The organism is Enterobacter cloacae complex sp. I3, assembly GCF_014896175.1.
In the GTDB taxonomy this organism is placed as follows: domain Bacteria; phylum Pseudomonadota; class Gammaproteobacteria; order Enterobacterales; family Enterobacteriaceae; genus Enterobacter; species Enterobacter bugandensis.
Genome location: NZ_JADBQZ010000012.1, coordinates 62735 through 82271 on the forward strand (window position 1 = coordinate 62735; position 19537 = coordinate 82271).

The following is a 19537-nucleotide window of genomic DNA, read 5'->3' on the forward strand; positions in this document are numbered from 1 at the left end:
GATTCACTCCTTACGCCGCGATGGCATTCATGATTGCCGGAACGGACAGTTTATCCAGCGGGATCTCTGCCACCTGTTTGCGATCGCGCATGATGATGACGCGATCGGCATAGCCCACCAGCTCCTCCAGCTCGGATGAGATAACCAGCAGGGCCAGCCCGTCCGCACAGAGCGTTTCGATAAGCCGGATAATTTCGGCGTGCGCGCCCACGTCGATACCGCGCGTCGGCTCGTCAAGGATCAGGAACTGCGGTTTGGTCAGCAGCCAGCGGGAGAGCAGCACCTTCTGCTGGTTACCGCCGGAGAGAAATTCAATCGGCTGTTCCGCGCTCGGGGTGCGGATGCCGAGCTGGCGGATAAAGCGCTCGGCGATGGCGTTTTGCTCTTTACGAGGGATCGGGCGTAGCCAGCCGCGCTGGGCCTGCAGGGCCAGGATGATATTTTCCCGCACCGAGGCGGCGGCAATGATGCCGTCCGTTTTCCGGTCTTCCGGGCAGAAGCCAACGCCCAGACAGGAGGCCTGATGCGGCGATCGCAGGGTTTGCGGTTTGCCCTTGATCAGCGCGGTGCCGCTGTCGGCAGGCTTGATCCCGAAGATCACCTCGGCGGTTTCGGTTCGGCCCGAGCCCAGCAGGCCCGCCAGCCCGACAATTTCGCCGGGACGCACCTCAAGGTTAAACGGCGATATCACGCCTTTCTTGCCGTAATCGCTGAACGCGGCAACCGGTTTTTCGCTCAGCAACGTGCGGCCCGCACGCTGGAGCGCGTTGGTTTCCAGTTCGCGGCCCAGCATCATTTTCACCAGCTCGATCTGCGGCAGCTCGCGGGTTTCGCGGCAGCCGACAAAGCTGCCGTTGCGCAGCACCGTAATGCGGTCGCTCACCTCATACACCTGATCGAGAAAGTGCGTGACGAAGATCAGGCTCACGCCCTGATCGCGCAGCTGGCGCATCAGGGTGAAGAGCATCTCCACTTCCTGGGTATCGAGGCTGGCGGTGGGTTCATCGAGGATCAGCACCTTCGCAGAGAGATCGATCGCGCGACAGATGGCGACGATCTGCTGCATCGCCACGGAAAAGCGGTTCAGCGGCTCGCGAACGTCGAGGGAGAAGCCGTAGGACTCCATCAGCTTCGTGGCGCGCGCCTCCATCTCTTTGCGGCGCAGCAGGCCAAAGCGGCGTGGCTCGCGGCCAATAAACAGGTTGTCCGCCACCGACATATTCGGCAGCAGGTTCACTTCCTGGTAAACCGTCCCGATCCCCAGCTGCTGGGCGTGGGCGGTATTTTTTGGCGAAATGGCGTTGCCTTCCAGCCAGATGGTGCCGCGATCGGCGTGATAAACGCCGGTCAGCGATTTAATCAGCGTCGATTTTCCCGCGCCGTTCTCGCCCAGCAGCGCCATGATCTCACCGCGCCGCAGGCTGAAATCAACGCTATCCAGCGCCTTCACGCCGGGGAAGAATTTACTCAAGCCCTCTGTGCGGAGGATTTCCTGGTGTTGTTCAGTTTTCATATTCATGTCCCCGGCACGTTCCCGTAGGCCGGGTAAGCGCAGCGCCACCCGGCAATTTCACTGGATCAGTAGCCCATATTTTTCTTCTTCTCTAACTCTTCTTTCGCTGTATCAGGCAGGTAGAGCGTGGACTTGGTGACGGTCACCTTCTCAGGCATCGTGCCGTCTTTCTTGAATTTCTCCAGCGCGTCGAATGCCGGGCCCGCCATGTTCGGCGTCAGCTCGACGCTGGCATTGGCTTCACCGTCGATCATCGCTTTGTAGATGTCCGGCACGCCGTCGATAGAGCCGGTGAGGATATCTTTGCCCGGCTTCAGGCCCGCTTCTTTAATCGCCTGAATCGCCCCGATCGCCATGTCATCGTTGTGGGCGTAAACCATGCAGATATTCTTGCCGTTGTTTTCAGCCTTGATAAAGCTCTCCATAACCTCTTTACCCTTACTGCGGGTAAAGTCGCCGGACTGGGAGCGGATAATCTTGATGTTTGGCGCTTTGGCAATAGCCTCAGCAAACCCTTTCTTACGGTCGATGGCCACGCTCGCGCCGACGGTGCCCTGCAGTTCAACGACGTTACACGGCTTGCCGTCGACCTGTTTAATCAGCCAGTCGCCAATTAACTGCCCTTCAAGCACGTTATTCGCGGTGACGGTGGTCATATAGAGAGATTTGTCTTTAACATCGATGGAACGGTCGAGCAGGAAGACCGGAATTTCAGCGTCTTTCGCTTCCTTCAGAACCGGTTCCCAGCCGGTCGCCACCACTGGCGCAATAAAGATGGCATCCACGCCCTGGGCGATAAACGAGCGCACGGCTTTGATCTGGTTTTCCTGCTTTTGCTGACCATCGGCGATTTTCAGGGTGATGCCGCGTTTCTGGGCCTCGCTTTTCGCAACGTTGGTTTCCGCCGCACGCCAGCCGGATTCAGAGCCAACTTGCGAAAAACCTACGGTTAAGGGAGCGGCCATCGCCATAGACGACATGGCTGCCGAAACTGCTGTGACAAGAAGTAAGCGCTTCCACATATGAGCGTCCTCGTAGGGGTGTTTATTGTTGGTTAAAAGATGTTCTGCGAAATGACTATAGCCAATGAAATATGTAACGAATTGCGTTACATCACACTTCAGGAAAGTGAATAAAATGTTAATCACAAGTTTGTAATCGCTTTCATTTCACCATTAAAAATGCGGCTGAGTTTATGGATTTTCCTGTCATGGAAACGGTCTGAAAAGTGGGACTTGCGGGGAGAGAAAGCGAAAAGAGGCGGAGACATTCAGCGTGAGTTGGCTATAATACCTGCCACTTGTTTACCATCCATTTTAAAGGACACCGACATGAGCTTACTCAACGTCCCAGCGGGTAAAGAACTGCCAGAAGACATCTACGTTGTTATTGAAATCCCGGCCAACGCAGATCCAATCAAATACGAAATCGACAAAGACACCGGTGCGCTGTTCGTTGACCGTTTCATGTCTACCGCCATGTTCTATCCGTGCAACTACGGCTACATCAACCACACCCTGTCTCTGGACGGTGACCCGGTTGACGTGCTGGTTCCAACGCCATACCCACTGCAGCCAGGCTCCGTCATTCGCTGCCGTCCTGTTGGCGTGCTGAAGATGACTGACGAAGCGGGTGAAGATGCGAAGCTGGTTGCGGTACCGCACACCAAGCTGAGCAAAGAGTACGATCACATTAAAGATGTGAATGACCTGCCAGAGCTGCTGAAAGCGCAGATCGCCCACTTCTTCGAGCACTACAAAGACCTCGAAAAAGGTAAATGGGTTAAGGTTGACGGCTGGGACAACGCAGAAGCGGCGAAAGCAGAAATCATCGCCTCTTTCGAACGCGCTGCTAAGAAGTAATTCTTACTGTCGATTGATGAAAGCCCCGCATACTGGGGCTTTTTTTATCTTTGTTAAAAGCAGCATACATTAGCTTTTAAGATAAATCCCATTCCCTTTGGCTTTCATGTTAATACAACAAAGACACCCTCTCATTTATGGTGGGAGTGGTTGAATAGGCTGTCAATTAATCACATACTGTCATAATGAGCATTAATCCCCATTGATTACAGGATTCATATGTCATCCATTAACATTGATGTTGCCCGCCCAACTGGAATTTACTTTATTATTGAAAGGCTATATTCCCGCGATGGACTTATGCCTTCCGTTGGGGAAATCAGCCCCTCTTTGACACAGGTACACCGCACTGTCATTCAGCTAAAACGCAAGCAAGATATGTTTATGGATGGTGTTAAGGTTACCCCAAAAGATATTACACTTTGGCAACAGATAAAATATCTTACGGGCTCGAAAGTAACGACCAAAGATACAGATACGTTAGTGTATACGACTGATTTTATCGGCTCTCTTGTAGCCACTACACCTTTAGGCAATATTGAGCATGAAAATATTCCTCGCTTCCTCACGACAGAGTCTATTCACTCCCTTCCTCAGGCGGTGAGCTATGGGCGTGATCCCATCCCACAGGTCCTTCTTTATGGTCGTAAGGATATTGTCTTCTTTATGGACAATGGTGGTAAAGGAACGCCAACCGCTATTGCAAAATATAATCACAACAATCGTGACCTTGCCATAATCAAAGATCAGCTGGAGGCCAGTAAAACGATGAAGGAACTGCTTTCTAAGGGAGCAAAATTATGAGTAAGAAAATCCATATCGTAAGTCTACTCGTCATTATTATTGCCTCCTTTATCTTTGGCAGAAGTACGTATACTCAATATCTGGCATGGTATTATGGAAGCGATAATTTAATATTCAGCGAAATAAACAGCTCCTTACTATCCAGTTTATTTAACGGGCTTTACTTCGCTCTTTCAGCAAGTATTATTTATACGTTACTCACTCTATTAAAAAGAATTCCAGCGAATATTGTCACTTCTTGTCTGCTTCAGTTCTTTATTAACATCGGGCTATATACGCTTTTTGTTGCAGTAGATAGAGGATATAGTAAATTACATACTTTAAGCTCGGGTGCTACTGATATCACCCACAGCTATTTTTTAGGAGCGTTGCTGACGAGCACGCTTCTGACCGTCGCGATCGTGAGCGTTATACATGCTAAGTTTCTTTCTTCAAAGCATAAAGATGGGCTACATAAAGGCGTTTGACTGTTACGGCAAAGACAGCAAATGGCAGTATCTCTGCATCCTGACATTCCAACTTGCCTGGTTTTTGTTTTACTTATGGATCCCTTATCGAAGCGATTATGCGATTTTGCTGTTTTTACTGTTTTTCCTGCCCGTCATATCAAGCAATACGCGATGCATAAACTACTATGGCCGTTCACGCGCCTTGTGTTTTTTATGGCTTATTGCCCCATACATCATGCTGTTCGTTCCTCTTTTTTTAACCCGACGCAGGGATACAGAAGAGAATTGAAAGTGAAAAAAACAACGCCACCTCACGGTGGCGTTGTCGTTTTTCAGTACTGGTCTCTGTCTAACCAGTTACCGCTTACAATCCGCGTTAACCCGTCGACCGGACGCTGGTAGACATACATCCACGCGCTTCCGTACGGTGTCTGGATCAACTGGCGAGCGTATTCACCGCCCCTGGTGCGCAAGGCATCAAGTTCGGCAAGTGTAGCATTATCAATACGATAAACTTCACCCTGTACTGTTCCTTCGCCGGGAACCGCGCCTGGATAGTGGCCCAGGCTGTACAACTGGTAGTTCTCGATATTGTAATTCCCCAGTAGCTGGGCATTGGTCATCCAGTGACTGTTGCCTTGCCTGGTTCGTAAACTGCCGTAGACAAATATTCGCATTGCTAAAACTCAAACTGATAGAGCAGATCAAGTGCCTGGTCTACGCCGGACACTGCTTCCAGATATAGCTTAGGCATCAGGCGATAGCGTAACGTGAGTGTTGCCAGTGAGTCAAAGATCCCCACACCATATTTTACCTGCAGACCCGGCAGTACATAGCCGCTGACCACCACCTGCGAGGAGTCACCCACGCCCTGGGTGTCCAGCGCCAGATTGCTTACGCCGAACGTCTCGCCGATTTTACCCACAACCTGCCCACTTTGTGCAACCCCCAGACCGACCAACATTGAGGTCATCGCCGCACTGTCGCTTTGTCCGCTGTCCAGACCTTGTCCGCGCAGCAGATAAGAGAGGGCTTCCTGCTGCGACATCGCCGGGTCGGAGAAGATCTCCGCCTTCGGTTCGTCGGCAGAGCCGGTGACGCGTACGCCAGCAATGACGTCGTTTTCCGTCGCTTCCGGGTTACGAATCGCTTCGATGTTCAACAATGGTTGATCCGGTGGGCCGGAGAACAGCAGCTCGCCTTTACGGACAATCAGATCCTGACCATAGGCATGAAAACGCCCTTCAGGAATATTGATCTGCCCGTTGAGGCCAAGCCCTTGTTTATCCTGCGCCACTTTCAGGTCGCCCGTGAGCCTCGCCTTCAGCCCAAACGCATCCAACCGCACGTTATTTCCCACGTGCACGATAAGGTTACTATTAATCGGTATGCCAGCGCTCTTCTCTTCGGCAGGTTTCAGATTTTCATTGAGCATAACTTCATCACTGGAGACGCCGACCGCGCTTTCCGGCACCTCGTGAACCACGATGCGCGCCCACGGCACGTCCACGCGGCCATCCAGGGTGAAGAGGCTTGGCGTCGCCTCAAAGACCACGTCCGGCGAGACGTCCAGGCGCACCATTGGCGGTACGGTGATGCGCACCTTACTGCCTTTCGCGGCAATACGGGCGCGCCAGTTGTCGAGCTGGCTCCAGTCCGCGTCGCCGCTCAGGTTGATTTGCCCCTGCTGAGTTAATACCGAGCCGTTCAGCGTCGAGCTCATGCCGTTGAAGTTCATCGCAATCTGGCTGGGCTGCATATCGAACGGCATAAAGTTACCGTCGATATCCACACCGCTGAGCCGCAACTGACCGAACAGCTGAGGGCTTTGCGCGTTGCCCGCCAGGCGCAGGTTGGCATTTACCATACCCTCGGCTTTTTCCCCGCGGGCGAAGATTGGGTTGACCATCGCCAGGTTGAAGTTACGAATATTGACGTTGCCGCCCAGATTGCGCCGCCCCTGCGGATCGGTAATCTGTATCTGCCCGTCCATCTGGCCGTTGTTGGTCAGACGGATAAGCCACCCCAGCTCCGCACGGTTGTTATGCAGGTCTGCACTCACATTCAGGGTGTCGAAGGCCACCGGCAGCGGCGCGTCGTTGACTTCCTGCGTTACCTTCACGTTGCGCCCGGAAAGCGTGACGCTGCCCTGTGGAAGCCCCTCTTTGGTGGTGTCCCAGGCGACATCGGCTTTCCCGCTGAAGACGCCGCTGGCCTGCGTGGTGTCCGGCATAAACGGTTTCAACATCGCCAGATCGAAGCGGTTCAGGTTGATCTGCGCGCGCCCTTCCGCCCCCGCATCAATGGTCTGCGGCACGCACAGCTCCGCGTTCGGGTTGGTCCAGCAGTGAGGCCCGATGCTGATCTTCTGCTCGGCGTTGCGGTAGTCCAGCGCAATGGAGCGCGACAGCGACAGCGGCCCCACCGGGGTGTTGAAGCGGGTGTTGTCCAGCGTTCCTTTCCAGCGCGTTTCCTTCCGGTCGAAGCTGCCGGTCAGGTGAAGCTGGCCGGAGACGGGCTCGCCCTGCACGCGCAGCTGGAGGTCGTGCTGCTTCTCGTTCCCTTTGGCGTCCAGAGTCACCAGGCTGATGTTCACGTCCGGCTGGGAAATGCGCTCCACGCGCAGGTTCAGGTTGCCGCCGATCTGATCGGTGGATTTCACATCCCCTTCCACGCGGACGCGGGCAACGCTCAGCTCCTGCCAGCGCAGATTGTTGGCGGTGATATCTGCCAGCAGCTGCGGCGCGTCCACGGTGCCGCGCACTTTCACGAGTCCTTTCGCCGTACCGCCCAGACCCGGCAGGGCGTTATCCAGATTTGGCGCGTCGATGGTGGCGTCAAGATTGAGATCTTTTACCCCCAGCTCGCCTTTGATATCCGCCGTGTTGCGGCCCAGCGCCACGTGCAGTCCCGGGATAATCCACTGCAGGTAGCTGTTGCCCTTCACCGAGCCTTCAACGTTCACCTTGTTCTGCTTCACGTTCCCGGTGAGCTTGATTTCCGGCACGTCCATCTGCCACGTGCCGCCGTAGAGGCTGCCGCGGGTTTTGATCAGCCCGTCCAGCTTCGACGGCCAGTCCGGCACCTCTTTGGCGGTGTTAATTCCCGTCAGCTTCAGCTCGCCGCGCCAGCTGATCGCCTGCTGCCAGTCGAGCAGCGCGGTCAGTTCCGTTTTGCCTTCCAGCGCCGCGACGGTCAGCTTGTCGAGGTTAACCTGCTGTTCGTTGCCTTTTGCATCCAGCGTGATGGTCGCGGGCGGCACGCCCTGCCCCTTCACCGCAGTGCGGAACGAGAGCGTATAGTCGGTCATCTTGCCGCTCAGCTTCAGCTTCAGATCGTCGGCCTGATACTGTTTTTCGCCGGTAAACGGCCAGTAAAGCTGCTTGCTGACAACCTCCAGATTGAGCGGCAGCCCGGCTTCCGCCAGCTGGGTTTGCGCGCGCAGGGCCATGTCTACCGGGCCGGAGAGATTCACCCCGATATCCAGCTTCTCGCGCAGCGCCCCGCCCACTTTAACCTTCACTTTTTCGCCCTTCAGCGGGTCGATATTCAGGGCGCTATTGAGGGTGATATCCACCGGCCAGCTGTCGCGCAGCAGGGCGTTGCCTGACGCGTTCACCGAGCCCTGGTTGGTATCGATATCCAGCGCGTCGAGCTTCATGTTGCCGTCAATGCTGCTGACTTTCAGCAGCATGTTAAAGACCGTCAGATCGGTGTCGCCGGTCAGGCGCAGCTGTTCGCCTTTGAACTCCTCAATGTTGAGGTTCAGCGGCAGATGCACGTCGGTCATTTCAGGCAGGACAGGCTTCGAGAAGAGTTCTTTCAGCGTTTCGCCCAGCGGCTTCTCTTCCGGCTGCGGGTTCTGGATCTTCGGTTCGACGATCTCTTCCTGCGCCACGTCCGCCACTTTCGGCAGCGCGATCAGCAACCCTTGCAGCGAGGTTGGCGTCAGGGTGAGGTTTTTCTCCTGCCAGCGCAGACCGGAGGTGAAATCCATCACCGAAACGGTGGTGTCGTCGATTTTGATATTGACGTTATCGAGCGCCACCCGATAGAGCGCAATCGGGTACGGCGTGGAGAGATTCAGCGGGCCGCTGTCCTCTTCCTCAACCGGCGCAGACTTCGGCATTTTCTTTGAGTCTATCGCCACGTTGACGTCTTTTAGCGACAGATCGTTCACGCAGAGTTTGCTGTCCCGCAGGCAGCCCAGCTTCACCGCGAGATGGAATTCCCCGGCGTTGACCGCCACGCCCGGCTGCTCGTAGCGGATGTTCTTCAGACGCAGGTCTCGCCAGCCGCCCGTTACCTGACCAATTTCCAGCCCCGGCACCCAACGGTTAGCGGCGTTAAACAGCAGATGCAGCCCGGTCGTCGTTCCCACCAGAAACGCCACCGTACCGAGCAGCAGCACGATAAAAATCAGCACCCCGAGGCTTATTTTCTTCCATAAACTCATAATTCAGGCCCCAGACCGATGTAAAACTGTAATCCGTGTTCATCTTTGTCGCCCACCGGCACGGCGAAGTCGAGCTTGATGGGTCCGACGGGTGACTGCCAGCGTACGCCCACGCCTGCACCGGTTTTGAAATCGCTGCGGCGGATATCGTTCACCGCTTCACCACCGTCAACAAACATGGCACCCCACCACTTGCCGCTGACGTTGTACTGATACTCCAGCGATCCGGTCGCCAGTTTGGATGCCCCGGTCAGCTGGCCTTTTTCGTTTTCAGGTGAGATCGATTTGTACTTATACCCGCGAATGCTGCGGTCGCCCCCGGCGAAGAAGCGCAGGTCCGGCGGAACGCGCTCGAAATCACCCGTCTCAATCCAGCCGAGATTGCCGCGCATCACAAAGCGGTGTTTGTCATACAGCGTGCGGATCCAGACGTTTTGCGCCTGCACCACCGTGAAGTCGACGTCAGAGCCCCACATCGTATTGGAGTAGTCGATAGAGTAACGCTGTGAATCACCCCAGGTTGGCATCAGGCCGCCGCGCGAGCGGGTGCGGCTGATCATCACGCCCGGATAAAGCAGCATAGTGGTGTTGGTGACGTTTGCCTGGGTAAAGTGATCAAGGCTCCAGCGCAGGTTAATGGCGCGCTGCCAGCCGCTGGAGAGATCCCAGAAGCGTGAAACCGCAAGCGTTGTCGAGTCCTGCTCGGTATCGTTCAAATCGGTACGCTTAAAGCCGCCCTGCACCAGGTAATATTGCTCAAGCGGGTTTTTCAGCAGCGGTATTTTATAGCTGAAATCAAGCTGCTGTTCCGGTGCGGAAATGCTGGCGCTGGTGGTCAGGCTGTGGCCGTAGGAGTTCATCCACGGTTTTTTCCAGGAGGTCTTCACGCGCGGACCGACGTCTGTCGAGTAGCCAACACCGGTCTCAATGGTGTTCTCGGTGCGCGGCGAGACAACGCCATGCAGCGGCAACACCTTGGTTTTGCGAGACTTATCAAATTCCGGTGCGACAACCACGGAGTTAAACCAGCCGGTAGCGGAGAGGCGACGGTTCAGCTCCGCCAGATCGCTCGACTGGTAGTAATCGCCTTTTTTAAACGGCACGAGGTTTTGCAGATACTCTTCACGAATTTGCGAACCTTCAAACGTTACATCGCCAAAGCGGTAGCGCTCACCGCTGTCGTAGTCAATATCCCAGAAGGCCTGACGTCGCTCCAGCGCGATGCCCAGCTGGCTTTTATTGAACTGGCTGTCGAAGTAGCCCTTGCGCAGAGAGACGCTCGTCAGCTCTTTTTTGAAGTGATCGTAGTCACCGTGGTTGAGCACGGTGCCGATTTTCGGCCGCGTGCTGAGCAGGTCCAGGTAGTCGCGGTCGGTACGCGCGCCGCCGCGCAGGATGACGTTCGTGCCGCCAATCAGCACCGGCTCGCCCGGCGAGACGCGGGCAATAAGCACCTGACGCCCCTTCTTTGGCGGCGGGCGGAGATCGAAATCAATGGTGGGTTCGTAATACCCCAGCGCTTTTAGCCCTTCACGGATCGCGTCATCCACGCGCGCGCGAAAACGCCGGTCCGGCGTCACCTCATCGCTCTGGATGGTCGACAGCTGCGCACGCACGTTTTTTTCCAGCGTCCCGGATAACCCCTCAACCTGCAAACGGACATTCGCCGCGCTGGCAACCCCGCTTGTCAGCAATACACTGACTAAACATAACTGGCGGATTTTTGTCACGTTTTCTCCTGAATATCCCTTTTCCACCCTGGAAGCAAATGAAGCGCCGCCGTGCGGCAAAATACGGCCTGGAAGCCAAAAACCCAAATCGTGGGTTGAAAACGGGTGTAACACCCAAATATTTCTTATGATTAAATCTAGTCTCATTCAGCGCATTTATTGTGTTCAATTAAACGCTTCGTGACAACCTTAACCGAAACATCGCACCCCGGGAGGCCCCATCGTGAGTTTATTCGACAAGAAGCATCTGGTTTCACAAGCTGATGCATTACCGGGACGCAACACCCCTATGCCTGTGGCGACCTTACACGCCGTCAATAACCATTCAATGACCAACGTTCCTGATGGAATGGAAATCGCCCTGTTCGCCATGGGCTGCTTCTGGGGCGTTGAGCGCCTCTTCTGGCAGCTGCCCGGCGTTTACAGCACCGCGGCCGGCTACACGGGCGGCTACACGCCAAACCCAACCTACCGCGAAGTCTGCTCCGGCGAAACCGGCCATGCGGAAGCGGTACGCGTGGTATATGACCCGACGGTCATCAGCTACGAACAGCTCCTGCAGGTCTTCTGGGAAAACCACGACCCGGCGCAGGGCATGCGTCAGGGCAACGACCACGGCACACAGTATCGCTCGGCCATTTATCCGCTCACGCCTGAGCAGGACGCCGCCGCGCGCGCCAGCCTTGAGCGTTTCCAGCAGGCCATGCGTGAAGCAGGCGATACGCGCGAGGTGACCACGGAAATCGCCACCGCGAAGCCGTTCTACTATGCCGAGGACGATCATCAGCAGTATCTGCACAAAAACCCGTACGGCTACTGCGGCATCGGGGGTATCGGCGTCTGCCTGCCACCACAGCTGGCCTGATTATTAACCGTTAAATCGTCACCCGTACCGGACAGCGCACGCTGTCCGGTCTGTTTTATGCCAAAAATGTGACCTCTGGCAGATTTACATCTCTTTACGCTATACTACCGCTGAAATAATCGGCTCAACGCTACGAGCTGACGTTCTACGTGTTTTCACACAAATGGTATCAACTCCCCTTCTGAGGATCTGGCGAGAAGCCGGATAAACTATGTTAAACAGTATTTTAGTAATACTTTGTCTTATTGCCGTCAGTGCATTTTTCTCGATATCTGAGATTTCGCTGGCCGCGTCCCGCAAAATCAAACTTAAGCTGCTTGCCGACGAGGGCAACATCAATGCCACCCGCATCCTGAAAATGCAGGAAAACCCCGGCATGTTCTTCACCGTGGTGCAGATTGGCCTTAACGCGGTCGCCATTCTCGGCGGTATCGTGGGCGATGCGGCCTTTTCTCCAGCGTTTTATAGCCTCTTTGTGAAGTACATGTCCGCTGAGCTTGCCGAACAGCTGAGCTTTATTCTCTCCTTCTCGCTGGTAACCGGCCTGTTCATCCTCTTTGCAGACCTGACCCCGAAACGCATCGGTATGATTGCGCCAGAAGCTGTAGCTTTGCGTATCATCAACCCGATGCGCTTCTGTCTGTACGTGTTTCGTCCGCTGGTGTGGTTCTTCAACGGCCTGGCGAACGTGATTTTCCGCATCTTTAAGCTGCCAATGGTGCGTAAAGACGACATCACCTCTGACGACATTTATGCGGTGGTGGAAGCCGGCGCGCTGGCCGGGGTGCTGCGTAAGCAGGAACACGAGCTGATTGAGAACGTATTTGAACTGGAATCCCGTACCGTGCCCTCTTCCATGACGGGCCGTGAAAACATTATCTGGTTCGATTTACATGAAGATGAGCAGAGCCTGAAGAACAAAGTAGCGCAGCATCCTCACTCCAAGTTCCTGGTCTGTAATGAAGATATCGACCACATCATCGGTTACGTCGACTCCAAAGACCTGCTGAACCGCGTGCTGGCAAACCAGAGCCTGGCGCTGAACAGCGGCGTGCAGATCCGCAATACCCTGATTGTGCCGGACACCCTGACGCTCTCCGAAGCGCTGGAAAGTTTCAAAACCGCCGGGGAAGACTTCGCGGTGATCATGAACGAATACGCGCTGGTGGTGGGTATCATCACGCTGAACGACGTGATGACCACGCTGATGGGAGACCTGGTTGGCCAGGGACTGGAAGAGCAGATTGTTCAGCGTGACGATAATTCATGGCTGATCGACGGCGGTACGCCGATTGAAGACGTCATGCGCGTGCTGGATATCGACGAGTTCCCGCAGTCCGGTAACTACGAAACCATCGGCGGCTTTATGATGTTTATGCTGCGTAAAATCCCGAAACGCACCGACTCGGTGAAGTTCTCCGGCTACAAGTTTGAGGTGGTGGATATTGATAACTATCGCATCGACCAGCTGCTGGTGACGCGTATCGACAACAAGCCGACCGTACTGGTGCCGAAGCTGCCGGACGCGGAAGAGAAGGTGTCGGCGTAACGTTCCTGCCCCCACAAACATCAACGGCTCCCATCGGGAGCCGTCTTTTTAACTACCTACTGCATAGCACGTTGGTTAAGCCATCTCAGTTTGCAGACGCATAACCTGACGGTTGACTTCGGACATCACAGACAGGTGCTGTTTGTCCTTCACTTTTGGGACAAGGATCTTGCCCTTATCAAACTCAAAAGCGCCAACATCCTTGATGTACAACCGTCCACGGAACAGGATCTTCACGTACTTCGCCACCTGAAGCGGGTTGTAGCGTTGGAAAATTTTCATTCTTGTATCTCCTGCGAATCATACGCTCTTGCGGTGCCACAATCGGCCCGACTGTCCTGAGCGCAAATTTTGATGCCCAATGACTATAGACCAGAACTACGGTGTTACCCAGTGTGCATAAGTTTATTTACCGTTTGATTACAATTATTCAGAATAATCTTTGCAAAGCGTGATAGAGAGCAGTATAAGCCGTCGTTTTTTCATGGATATGTGCGTTCACCCGCAAACTGGCACTCGGATTGCGGGAAAACCACATTGATCGCACTTATGATTAAAAGCGTATGACCAAGTGGTCGGATCACCTGCAAACAATAAGGAAACGCCATGACCCTACGTAACATCCTTGCGGCAGCCTGCCTGCTGCTGCCCCTGTGGGCTTCCGCTCACAGCATTGAAAAAGGACAACGTGTACCGCCAGTCGGCATTGCTGACCGGGGAGAATTGATTCTCGACAATGATAAGTTTAGCTATAAAGCCTGGAATAGCGCGCAGCTCGCGGGCAAAGTGAGAGTTGTACAACATATTGCCGGTCGTACATCCGCAAAAGAGAAGAATGCCAGCCTGGTGGAGGCGATCAAGGCCGCAAAATTCCCCCATGACCGCTACCAGACCACCACGATTGTGAACACCGATGATGCCATTCCTGGCTCCGGGATGTTTGTGCGCTCAAGCCTTGAGAGCAATAAAAAGCTCTACCCGTGGTCGCAGTTTATCGTCGACAGCAACGGCGTGACGCGTAAGGCCTGGCAGCTTGAGGAAGAGAGTTCCGCGATTGTCGTGCTGGATAAGGACGGCCGCGTGCAGTGGGTGAAAGACGGCGCGTTAACTCAGGAAGAGGTGCAGCAGGTTGTCGCCCTGCTGCACAAACTGCTGGCTCAGTAAAGAGAGACGCGGAAGCCGGGGTTGAGGAATGATTCGCGCGGGGTATAGTCCAGCGGCTTGCCCTGCCAGTCATGGACATGCGCCCCGGCGGCCGCGGCAACGGCATGGCCTGCCGCGGTATCCCAGACGTTGGTTGGCCCAAAGCGCGGATACAGCTGCGCCTGACCTTCCGCCACCAAGCAGAATTTCAGCGACGAGCCAATCGAGGTGGTCTGGTGTTCACCCAGCTGTTGCAGGTATTCCTCCAGCTCGCTGTCGCTGTGCGAGCGGCTAATCACCACCAGCGGTGGACGGGCATCGCGCACCTGGATCTGCTTGCGTACGCCGCACTCCTCCTTCCAGGCCTTCCCTTCTGCAGCGCTGTACATCACCTTCATTACCGGCGCGTAGACCACGCCGAGCACCGCTTTACCCTTCTCAATCAGGGCAATATTGACGGTGAACTCACCGTTGCGCTTGATGAACTCTTTTGTCCCGTCCAGCGGATCGACCAGCCAGTAGCGCTGCCAGTGCTGGCGCTCGTCCCAGCTTTGCGGCGCTTCTTCAGACAGAACGGGGACATCCGGTGTTAAGGCCTGTAGACCTTGCAGGATCACCTTATGCGCCGCGATATCGGCCGCCGTGACCGGGGAGTCGTCCGCCTTGCTGACGACCTCCATCGGTTTAACACCGTTATACACCTGCATGATGGCATCTCCCGCATCCCGTGCGAGCTGACAAATCTTATCTAGCATTTTCCACCTCTTTGTTAACGCAGTGAGGTTAACTCTTTGTTTTAGTTATATCGTAATGTGAACAATTCCGCTATCTGTGAAGCAATTCCGGTTTCAGGTCGCTTTTTTCTGTCAGGATTCACATTTCTGTAAGCAACAAACGATAGATACATACTCTTTTGTGGAACGGATCGAAAAAAGGACTCCTCTGATGATTAAGTTTAGTGCAACGCTTCTGGCGACGCTGATTGCAGCGAGCGTGCAGGCGGCGACGGTAGATCTGCGTATTCTGGAAACGACCGATCTGCACAGCAATATGATGGACTTCGATTACTACAAAGATACCCCTACGGAAAAATTCGGACTGGTACGTACAGCAAGTTTGATCAACGCCGCGCGGGATGAAGTCAAAAATAGCGTGCTGGTGGACAACGGCGATCTCATTCAGGGCAGCCCGCTCGGCGACTACATGGCGGCGAAAGGTCTGAAGAAAGGCGAGATCCATCCCGTTTATAAAGCGATGAACACGCTGGACTATGCCGTCGGCAACCTGGGCAACCATGAATTTAACTACGGCCTGAAATACCTGCACGATGCGCTGGCCGGCGCGAAGTTCCCGTACGTTAACGCCAATATCATCGACGTTAAGACGCAAAAGCCGCTCTTTACCCCTTACCTGATTAAAGAGAGTGAAGTTGTCGATCGGGACGGTAAAAAGCAGACGCTGAAAATCGGCTATATCGGCTTCGTACCGCCGCAGATCATCACCTGGGATAAAGCCAACCTCGACGGCAAAGTGACCGTTAATGACATTACCGAAACCGCGCGCAAGTACGTGCCGGAAATGCGCGCGAAAGGCGCGGATGTCGTTGTCGTGGTGGCTCACTCAGGCCTGTCAGCCGACCCGTACCAGGCCATGGCGGAGAACTCCGTTTATTATCTGAGCGAAGTCCCGGGCGTTGACGCGATCCTGTTCGGCCACGCTCACGCCGTTTTCCCGGGTAAAGATTTTGCCAGCATTAAAGGGGCGGATATCGAGAAAGGGACGCTCAACGGCGTGCCGTCGGTGATGCCGGGCATGTGGGGCGACCACCTTGGCGTGGTGGATCTGGTGCTAAATAACGACAGCGGCAGCTGGAAGGTGACGCAGTCAAAAGCCGAAGCGCGCCCGATTTACGACGCGGCGGCTAAAAAATCCCTGGCTGGTGAAGATAAAAAGCTGGTTGACGTGCTGAAGCACGACCACGACGCCACCCGCGAATTCGTCAGCAAGCCGATCGGCAAATCCGCCGACAACATGTACAGCTTCCTGGCGCTGGTGCAGGACGATCCGACCGTTCAGGTGGTCAACATGGCCCAGAAAGCCTATGCCGAACACTTTGTTCAGGGCGATCCGGATCTGGCAAAACTGCCGGTGCTGTCTGCCGCTGCGCCATTCAAAGTGGGCGGACGCAAGAACGACCCGGCAAGCTATGTTGAGGTCGAAAAAGGCCAGCTCACCTTCCGTAACGCCGCCGATCTCTATCTCTACCCGAATACCCTGGTGGTGGTTAAAGCCACGGGGAAAGAGGTGAAGGAGTGGCTGGAGTGTTCTGCCGGACAGTTTAACCAGATTGACCCGCACAACAGCAAGCCGCAGTCGCTGATTAACTGGGACGGCTTCCGCACCTACAACTTCGACGTGATCGACGGCGTAAATTACCAGATTGACGTCACCCAGCCGGCGAAATATGACGGCGAGTGCCAGGCGATTAACCCGCAGGCCGAACGCATCAAAAACCTGACCTTCAACGGCAAGGCGATCGACCCGAATGCCGCCTTCCTGGTGGTGACCAATAACTACCGCGCCTACGGCGGTAAGTTTGCCGGTACGGGCGATAGCCACATCGCTTTTGCGTCACCGGACGAAAACCGCTCGGTGCTGGCGGCGTGGATCGGCGCGGAGTCGAAGAAGGCGGGCGAAATTCACCCGGCGGTGGATAACAACTGGCGTCTTGCGCCAATCCACAGCGATGCGAAACTGGATATCCGCTTTGAAACGTCACCGTCCGATAAGGCAGCCGCGTTTATTAAGGATAAGGCGCAGTATCCGATGAAGAAGGTTGCGACGGATGATATCGGGTTCGCGATTTATCAGGTGGATTTGAGCAGGTAGCGGTGATTGTGCCGGGTAAGGCGAAACCGCCACCCGGCTTTTACGCCGCACGCTCATCCCGATTCGCCATCACCTTCGGCGTATTGACTTCAATCCAGTCCGCCAGCGCGGCGACTTTCTCGCTCACCTCAATGCCCATCGGTGTCAGGCTATACTCGACGTGCGGCGGCACGACCGGATACGACACGCGATCGACAAACCCGTCCTGCTCCAGCGCCTGAAGCGACTGGGACAGCATCTTTTCGCTCACCCCGCCCATTTTATGGCGCAGCTCGCTAAAACGGTGCGTTCCTCCGCGCAGAGCCAGCAGGATCAGCACGCCCCAGCGGCTGGTAACGTGTTTAAGCACCTCCCGTGAAGGGCACTGTTCCGCGAAGAGATTGCCATCGCGCATTTGCTCACTGAGCGTTGGGATCGTTTTTTTCATACTTACCTTTTTGTACGTACTTACTAAAAGTTAGCTATGGTGATAGTGTGCCACAACACCAGACAAACACGAAGGAGATTTATCATGATCGCGATTACCGGCGCTACCGGCCAGCTTGGCCAGCACGTTATTGAAGAACTGCTGAAAACCGTTCCAGCAAACCAGATTGTTGCCATTGTTCGTAACCCGGCGAAAGCTGAAGCGTTAAGCAACCAGGGTATTGTGGTTCGTCAGGCGGATTACACCGATAAGGCCGCCTTTACTGCCGCGCTGAGCGGCGTGGAAAAGCTGCTGCTCATCTCCTCCAGCGAAGTGGGCCAGCGCGCGACCCAGCACCAGAACGTAATCAACGCCGCCAAAGCGGCAGGCGTGAAATTTATCGCCTACACCAGCCTGCTGCACGCGGATAAATCACCGCTGGGTCTGCACGTTGAACATGTCGAAACCGAGAAAGCGCTGGCAGAATCTGGCGTGCCATACGCCCTGCTGCGCAACGGCTGGTACACCGAAAACTACCTGGCGAGCGCGCCGCCTGCGCTGGAACACGGCGTATTCATTGGTGCCGCAGGCGAAGGCAAAATTGCCTCTGCCACCCGCGCAGACTATGCCGCGGCGGCAGCCAAAGTGATCGCTGAAGAGGGTCATGCGGGCAAGGTATACGAACTGGCAGGCGACCACGGCTGGACATTGAGCGAGCTGGCGGCGGAACTGAGCAAGCAGAGCGGTAAACCTGTGGCGTATCAAAACCTGAGCGAAGCGGACTTTGCAGCCGCATTGAAGAGCGTGGGTTTACCCGCCGGGCTGGCGGATATGCTGGCGGACTCCGACGTGGGCGCGTCCAAAGGCGGCCTGTTTGACGACAGCCGTACCCTGAGCAAGCTGATTGGCCGCCCGACTACACCGCTGGCGGAGAGCGTCAAAGCCATTCTGTAATTGTTACGGATTGGTTATTTTTTGTGGCATCCCCTCGGGTCATCTCTGATAATGTAGTGATGACCCATGAGGAGGCTCATCGTGCAAGGCGTACCGGAACAGTTTACTGACGAGAGAGACAGCGCGCGCTTTCGCCATCTGGCGCAGCTGCCGGGCCTTGAACTCTATCACGCGCATATCTCTGACTACGCCTTTGAGCCCCACACCCATGAAGCCTTCGGCATCGGTACCATCGAAACCGGCGCCGAACGCTTTCGCTATCGCGGCACCCAGCATCTCGCACCTGAAAAATCCGTTGTTACCATGAACCCGGACGAGATCCATACCGGGGAGTCCGCGACCGAAGACGGCTGGCGCTACCGGATGGTCTACATCGAACCCGATCTTCTGGAAGAGGTAACCGGCCTGCGCCACTGGTGGTTCAGCGACGTAACCCGTTACGACCCGCAGCGCTCTCAGCAGATCGGCAGGCTAATTTACGGCCTGTGGCATACGGACGATCCGCTGGCGCAAAAAGGCTTATTGCTGGATCTGATCGAGACCTTTCAGCCGCTAGCCCATCACGCGCCGGTGGTTCAGGAAGGCGCACACCGTTTCGAGCGCGTGCGCGAGTATTTGCACGACAACTATATGCACGCCCTGACGCTGGACGAACTGGCGAACGTTGTCTCGCTCAGCCCGTACCATTTCCAGCGCCAGTTCAAAGCCCATTTTCACGTTACGCCGCACCAGATGTTGATGGCTATCCGCCTGTGGCGCGCCAAGGCGTTTCTCACCCACGGTATGCCCGCCGCCGAAGTCGCCGCCGCAACGGGGCTGACCGACCAGTCGCATTTAACCCGCGCCTTCACCCGCCGCTACGGCATTACGCCCGTGCGCTACCAGAAACAGGTCACCCGGCGCTAATGCGCAATCTC

17 protein-coding genes are annotated in these 19537 nt (G+C 55.4%); 9 read left to right on the forward strand and 8 right to left on the reverse strand.

What is annotated here, in order from left to right; all coding sequences use genetic code 11:
• Positions 1–10: 10 nt before the first annotated feature.
• Together ytfR and ytfQ are read right to left on the reverse strand one after the other, a co-directional pair.
• The gene (ytfR, locus tag IM271_RS11185) at positions 11–1513 is read right to left on the reverse strand and encodes a galactofuranose ABC transporter, ATP-binding protein YtfR (RefSeq protein ID WP_041911465.1); all 1503 of its coding nucleotides are present in this window, start codon (positions 1511–1513) and stop codon (positions 11–13) included.
• Between the two features lie 65 nt (positions 1514–1578).
• Entirely contained in the window at positions 1579–2535 is a 957-nt protein-coding gene (ytfQ, locus tag IM271_RS11190; protein WP_021240696.1) for a galactofuranose ABC transporter substrate-binding protein YtfQ, read from the reverse strand.
• A gap of 309 nt (positions 2536–2844) precedes the next feature.
• Between ytfQ and ppa the strand changes: the two genes are divergently transcribed.
• The 3 genes from ppa (at position 2845) to IM271_RS11205 (ending at position 4646) form a co-directional block, all read left to right on the forward strand.
• A complete protein-coding gene (gene ppa / locus IM271_RS11195) occupies positions 2845–3375 on the forward strand; it encodes an inorganic diphosphatase (protein WP_041911466.1) in 531 nt (176 codons plus the stop codon).
• A 219-nt stretch (positions 3376–3594) separates the two neighbouring features.
• On the forward strand, positions 3595–4179 hold the full coding sequence (locus tag IM271_RS11200) for a hypothetical protein (RefSeq protein ID WP_028015288.1): 585 nt from the start codon (positions 3595–3597) through the stop codon (positions 4177–4179).
• The gene (locus IM271_RS11205; protein WP_028015287.1) at positions 4176–4646 is read left to right on the forward strand and encodes a hypothetical protein; all 471 of its coding nucleotides are present in this window, start codon (positions 4176–4178) and stop codon (positions 4644–4646) included. The genes IM271_RS11200 and IM271_RS11205 overlap by 4 nt, the downstream gene beginning before the upstream one ends.
• Positions 4647–4960: 314 nt before the next feature.
• On the opposite strand, the gene IM271_RS11210 is transcribed toward IM271_RS11205, so the two are convergent.
• From IM271_RS11210 to tamA, 3 genes are read right to left on the reverse strand one after another with little or no spacing between them, the layout of a single operon-like run.
• Positions 4961–5305, reverse strand: a complete 345-nt coding sequence (locus tag IM271_RS11210) for a gamma-glutamylcyclotransferase (protein WP_008501424.1) — start codon at positions 5303–5305, stop codon at positions 4961–4963.
• 2 nt (positions 5306–5307) lie between these two features.
• Complete coding sequence (gene tamB, locus IM271_RS11215; protein ID WP_193052609.1) at positions 5308–9084, reverse strand: autotransporter assembly complex protein TamB; 3777 nt, start codon at positions 9082–9084, stop codon at positions 5308–5310.
• A complete protein-coding gene (tamA, locus tag IM271_RS11220; protein WP_045259622.1) occupies positions 9081–10814 on the reverse strand; it encodes an autotransporter assembly complex protein TamA in 1734 nt (577 codons plus the stop codon). Before tamA ends, tamB begins: the two co-directional genes overlap by 4 nt.
• A 223-nt stretch (positions 10815–11037) precedes the next feature.
• On the opposite strand from tamA, the gene msrA reads away from it, so the two are divergent.
• Both msrA and IM271_RS11230 read left to right on the forward strand, forming a co-directional pair.
• Positions 11038–11679, forward strand: a complete 642-nt coding sequence (gene msrA, locus IM271_RS11225) for a peptide-methionine (S)-S-oxide reductase MsrA (protein ID WP_028015284.1) — start codon at positions 11038–11040, stop codon at positions 11677–11679.
• Positions 11680–11890: 211 nt separating this feature from the next.
• The gene (locus IM271_RS11230) at positions 11891–13228 is read left to right on the forward strand and encodes a hemolysin family protein (protein ID WP_028015283.1); all 1338 of its coding nucleotides are present in this window, start codon (positions 11891–11893) and stop codon (positions 13226–13228) included.
• Positions 13229–13303: 75 nt separating this feature from the next.
• On the opposite strand, the gene IM271_RS11235 is transcribed toward IM271_RS11230, so the two are convergent.
• A complete protein-coding gene (locus IM271_RS11235) occupies positions 13304–13510 on the reverse strand; it encodes a DUF1107 domain-containing protein (protein ID WP_008501430.1) in 207 nt (68 codons plus the stop codon).
• A 324-nt stretch (positions 13511–13834) separates the two neighbouring features.
• Here IM271_RS11235 and IM271_RS11240 point away from each other — a divergent pair, with 324 nt between their 5' ends.
• A complete protein-coding gene (locus tag IM271_RS11240; RefSeq protein ID WP_028015282.1) occupies positions 13835–14392 on the forward strand; it encodes a YtfJ family protein in 558 nt (185 codons plus the stop codon).
• Here the strand turns inward: IM271_RS11240 and cysQ are convergent.
• Positions 14386–15126 carry a 3'(2'),5'-bisphosphate nucleotidase CysQ gene (gene cysQ / locus IM271_RS11245; RefSeq protein ID WP_193052610.1) on the reverse strand — a complete coding sequence of 247 codons (741 nt, stop codon included), beginning with the start codon at positions 15124–15126 and terminating at the stop codon, positions 14386–14388. The two genes, IM271_RS11240 and cysQ, sit on opposite strands and share 7 nt — an antisense overlap.
• A 190-nt stretch (positions 15127–15316) precedes the next feature.
• On the opposite strand from cysQ, the gene IM271_RS11250 reads away from it, so the two are divergent.
• Positions 15317–17260 carry a bifunctional 2',3'-cyclic-nucleotide 2'-phosphodiesterase/3'-nucleotidase gene (locus IM271_RS11250; protein ID WP_193052611.1) on the forward strand — a complete coding sequence of 648 codons (1944 nt, stop codon included), beginning with the start codon at positions 15317–15319 and terminating at the stop codon, positions 17258–17260.
• A gap of 40 nt (positions 17261–17300) precedes the next feature.
• Here IM271_RS11250 and IM271_RS11255 read toward each other — a convergent pair whose 3' ends face one another.
• Entirely contained in the window at positions 17301–17687 is a 387-nt protein-coding gene (locus tag IM271_RS11255; RefSeq protein WP_028015279.1) for a helix-turn-helix domain-containing protein, read from the reverse strand.
• 84 nt (positions 17688–17771) lie between these two features.
• Here IM271_RS11255 and IM271_RS11260 point away from each other — a divergent pair, with 84 nt between their 5' ends.
• Positions 17772–18620 (forward strand): SDR family oxidoreductase, encoded by an 849-nt coding sequence (locus IM271_RS11260; protein WP_041911470.1) that lies wholly within the window; start codon positions 17772–17774, stop codon positions 18618–18620.
• Between the two features lie 81 nt (positions 18621–18701).
• Positions 18702–19526, forward strand: a complete 825-nt coding sequence (locus IM271_RS11265; RefSeq protein ID WP_059357775.1) for an AraC family transcriptional regulator — start codon at positions 18702–18704, stop codon at positions 19524–19526.
• The last annotated feature ends 11 nt before the right edge of the window (positions 19527–19537 follow it).

Excerpts from the sequence above, each read along its gene's own strand:
- ytfR (WP_041911465.1), bottom strand. The coding sequence starts at position 1,513 with ATGAAAACTGAACAACACCAGGAAATCCTCCGCACAGAGGGCTTGAGT.
- ytfQ (WP_021240696.1), bottom strand. The coding sequence starts at position 2,535 with ATGTGGAAGCGCTTACTTCTTGTCACAGCAGTTTCGGCAGCCATGTCG.
- ppa (WP_041911466.1), top strand. The coding sequence starts at position 2,845 with ATGAGCTTACTCAACGTCCCAGCGGGTAAAGAACTGCCAGAAGACATC.
- IM271_RS11200 (WP_028015288.1), top strand. The coding sequence starts at position 3,595 with ATGTCATCCATTAACATTGATGTTGCCCGCCCAACTGGAATTTACTTT.
- IM271_RS11205 (WP_028015287.1), top strand. The coding sequence starts at position 4,176 with ATGAGTAAGAAAATCCATATCGTAAGTCTACTCGTCATTATTATTGCC.
- IM271_RS11210 (WP_008501424.1), bottom strand. The coding sequence starts at position 5,305 with ATGCGAATATTTGTCTACGGCAGTTTACGAACCAGGCAAGGCAACAGT.
- tamB (WP_193052609.1), bottom strand. The coding sequence starts at position 9,084 with ATGAGTTTATGGAAGAAAATAAGCCTCGGGGTGCTGATTTTTATCGTG.
- IM271_RS11230 (WP_028015283.1), top strand. The coding sequence starts at position 11,891 with ATGTTAAACAGTATTTTAGTAATACTTTGTCTTATTGCCGTCAGTGCA.
- IM271_RS11235 (WP_008501430.1), bottom strand. The coding sequence starts at position 13,510 with ATGAAAATTTTCCAACGCTACAACCCGCTTCAGGTGGCGAAGTACGTG.
- IM271_RS11240 (WP_028015282.1), top strand. The coding sequence starts at position 13,835 with ATGACCCTACGTAACATCCTTGCGGCAGCCTGCCTGCTGCTGCCCCTG.
- cysQ (WP_193052610.1), bottom strand. The coding sequence starts at position 15,126 with ATGCTAGATAAGATTTGTCAGCTCGCACGGGATGCGGGAGATGCCATC.
- IM271_RS11250 (WP_193052611.1), top strand. The coding sequence starts at position 15,317 with ATGATTAAGTTTAGTGCAACGCTTCTGGCGACGCTGATTGCAGCGAGC.
- IM271_RS11255 (WP_028015279.1), bottom strand. The coding sequence starts at position 17,687 with ATGAAAAAAACGATCCCAACGCTCAGTGAGCAAATGCGCGATGGCAAT.
- IM271_RS11260 (WP_041911470.1), top strand. The coding sequence starts at position 17,772 with ATGATCGCGATTACCGGCGCTACCGGCCAGCTTGGCCAGCACGTTATT.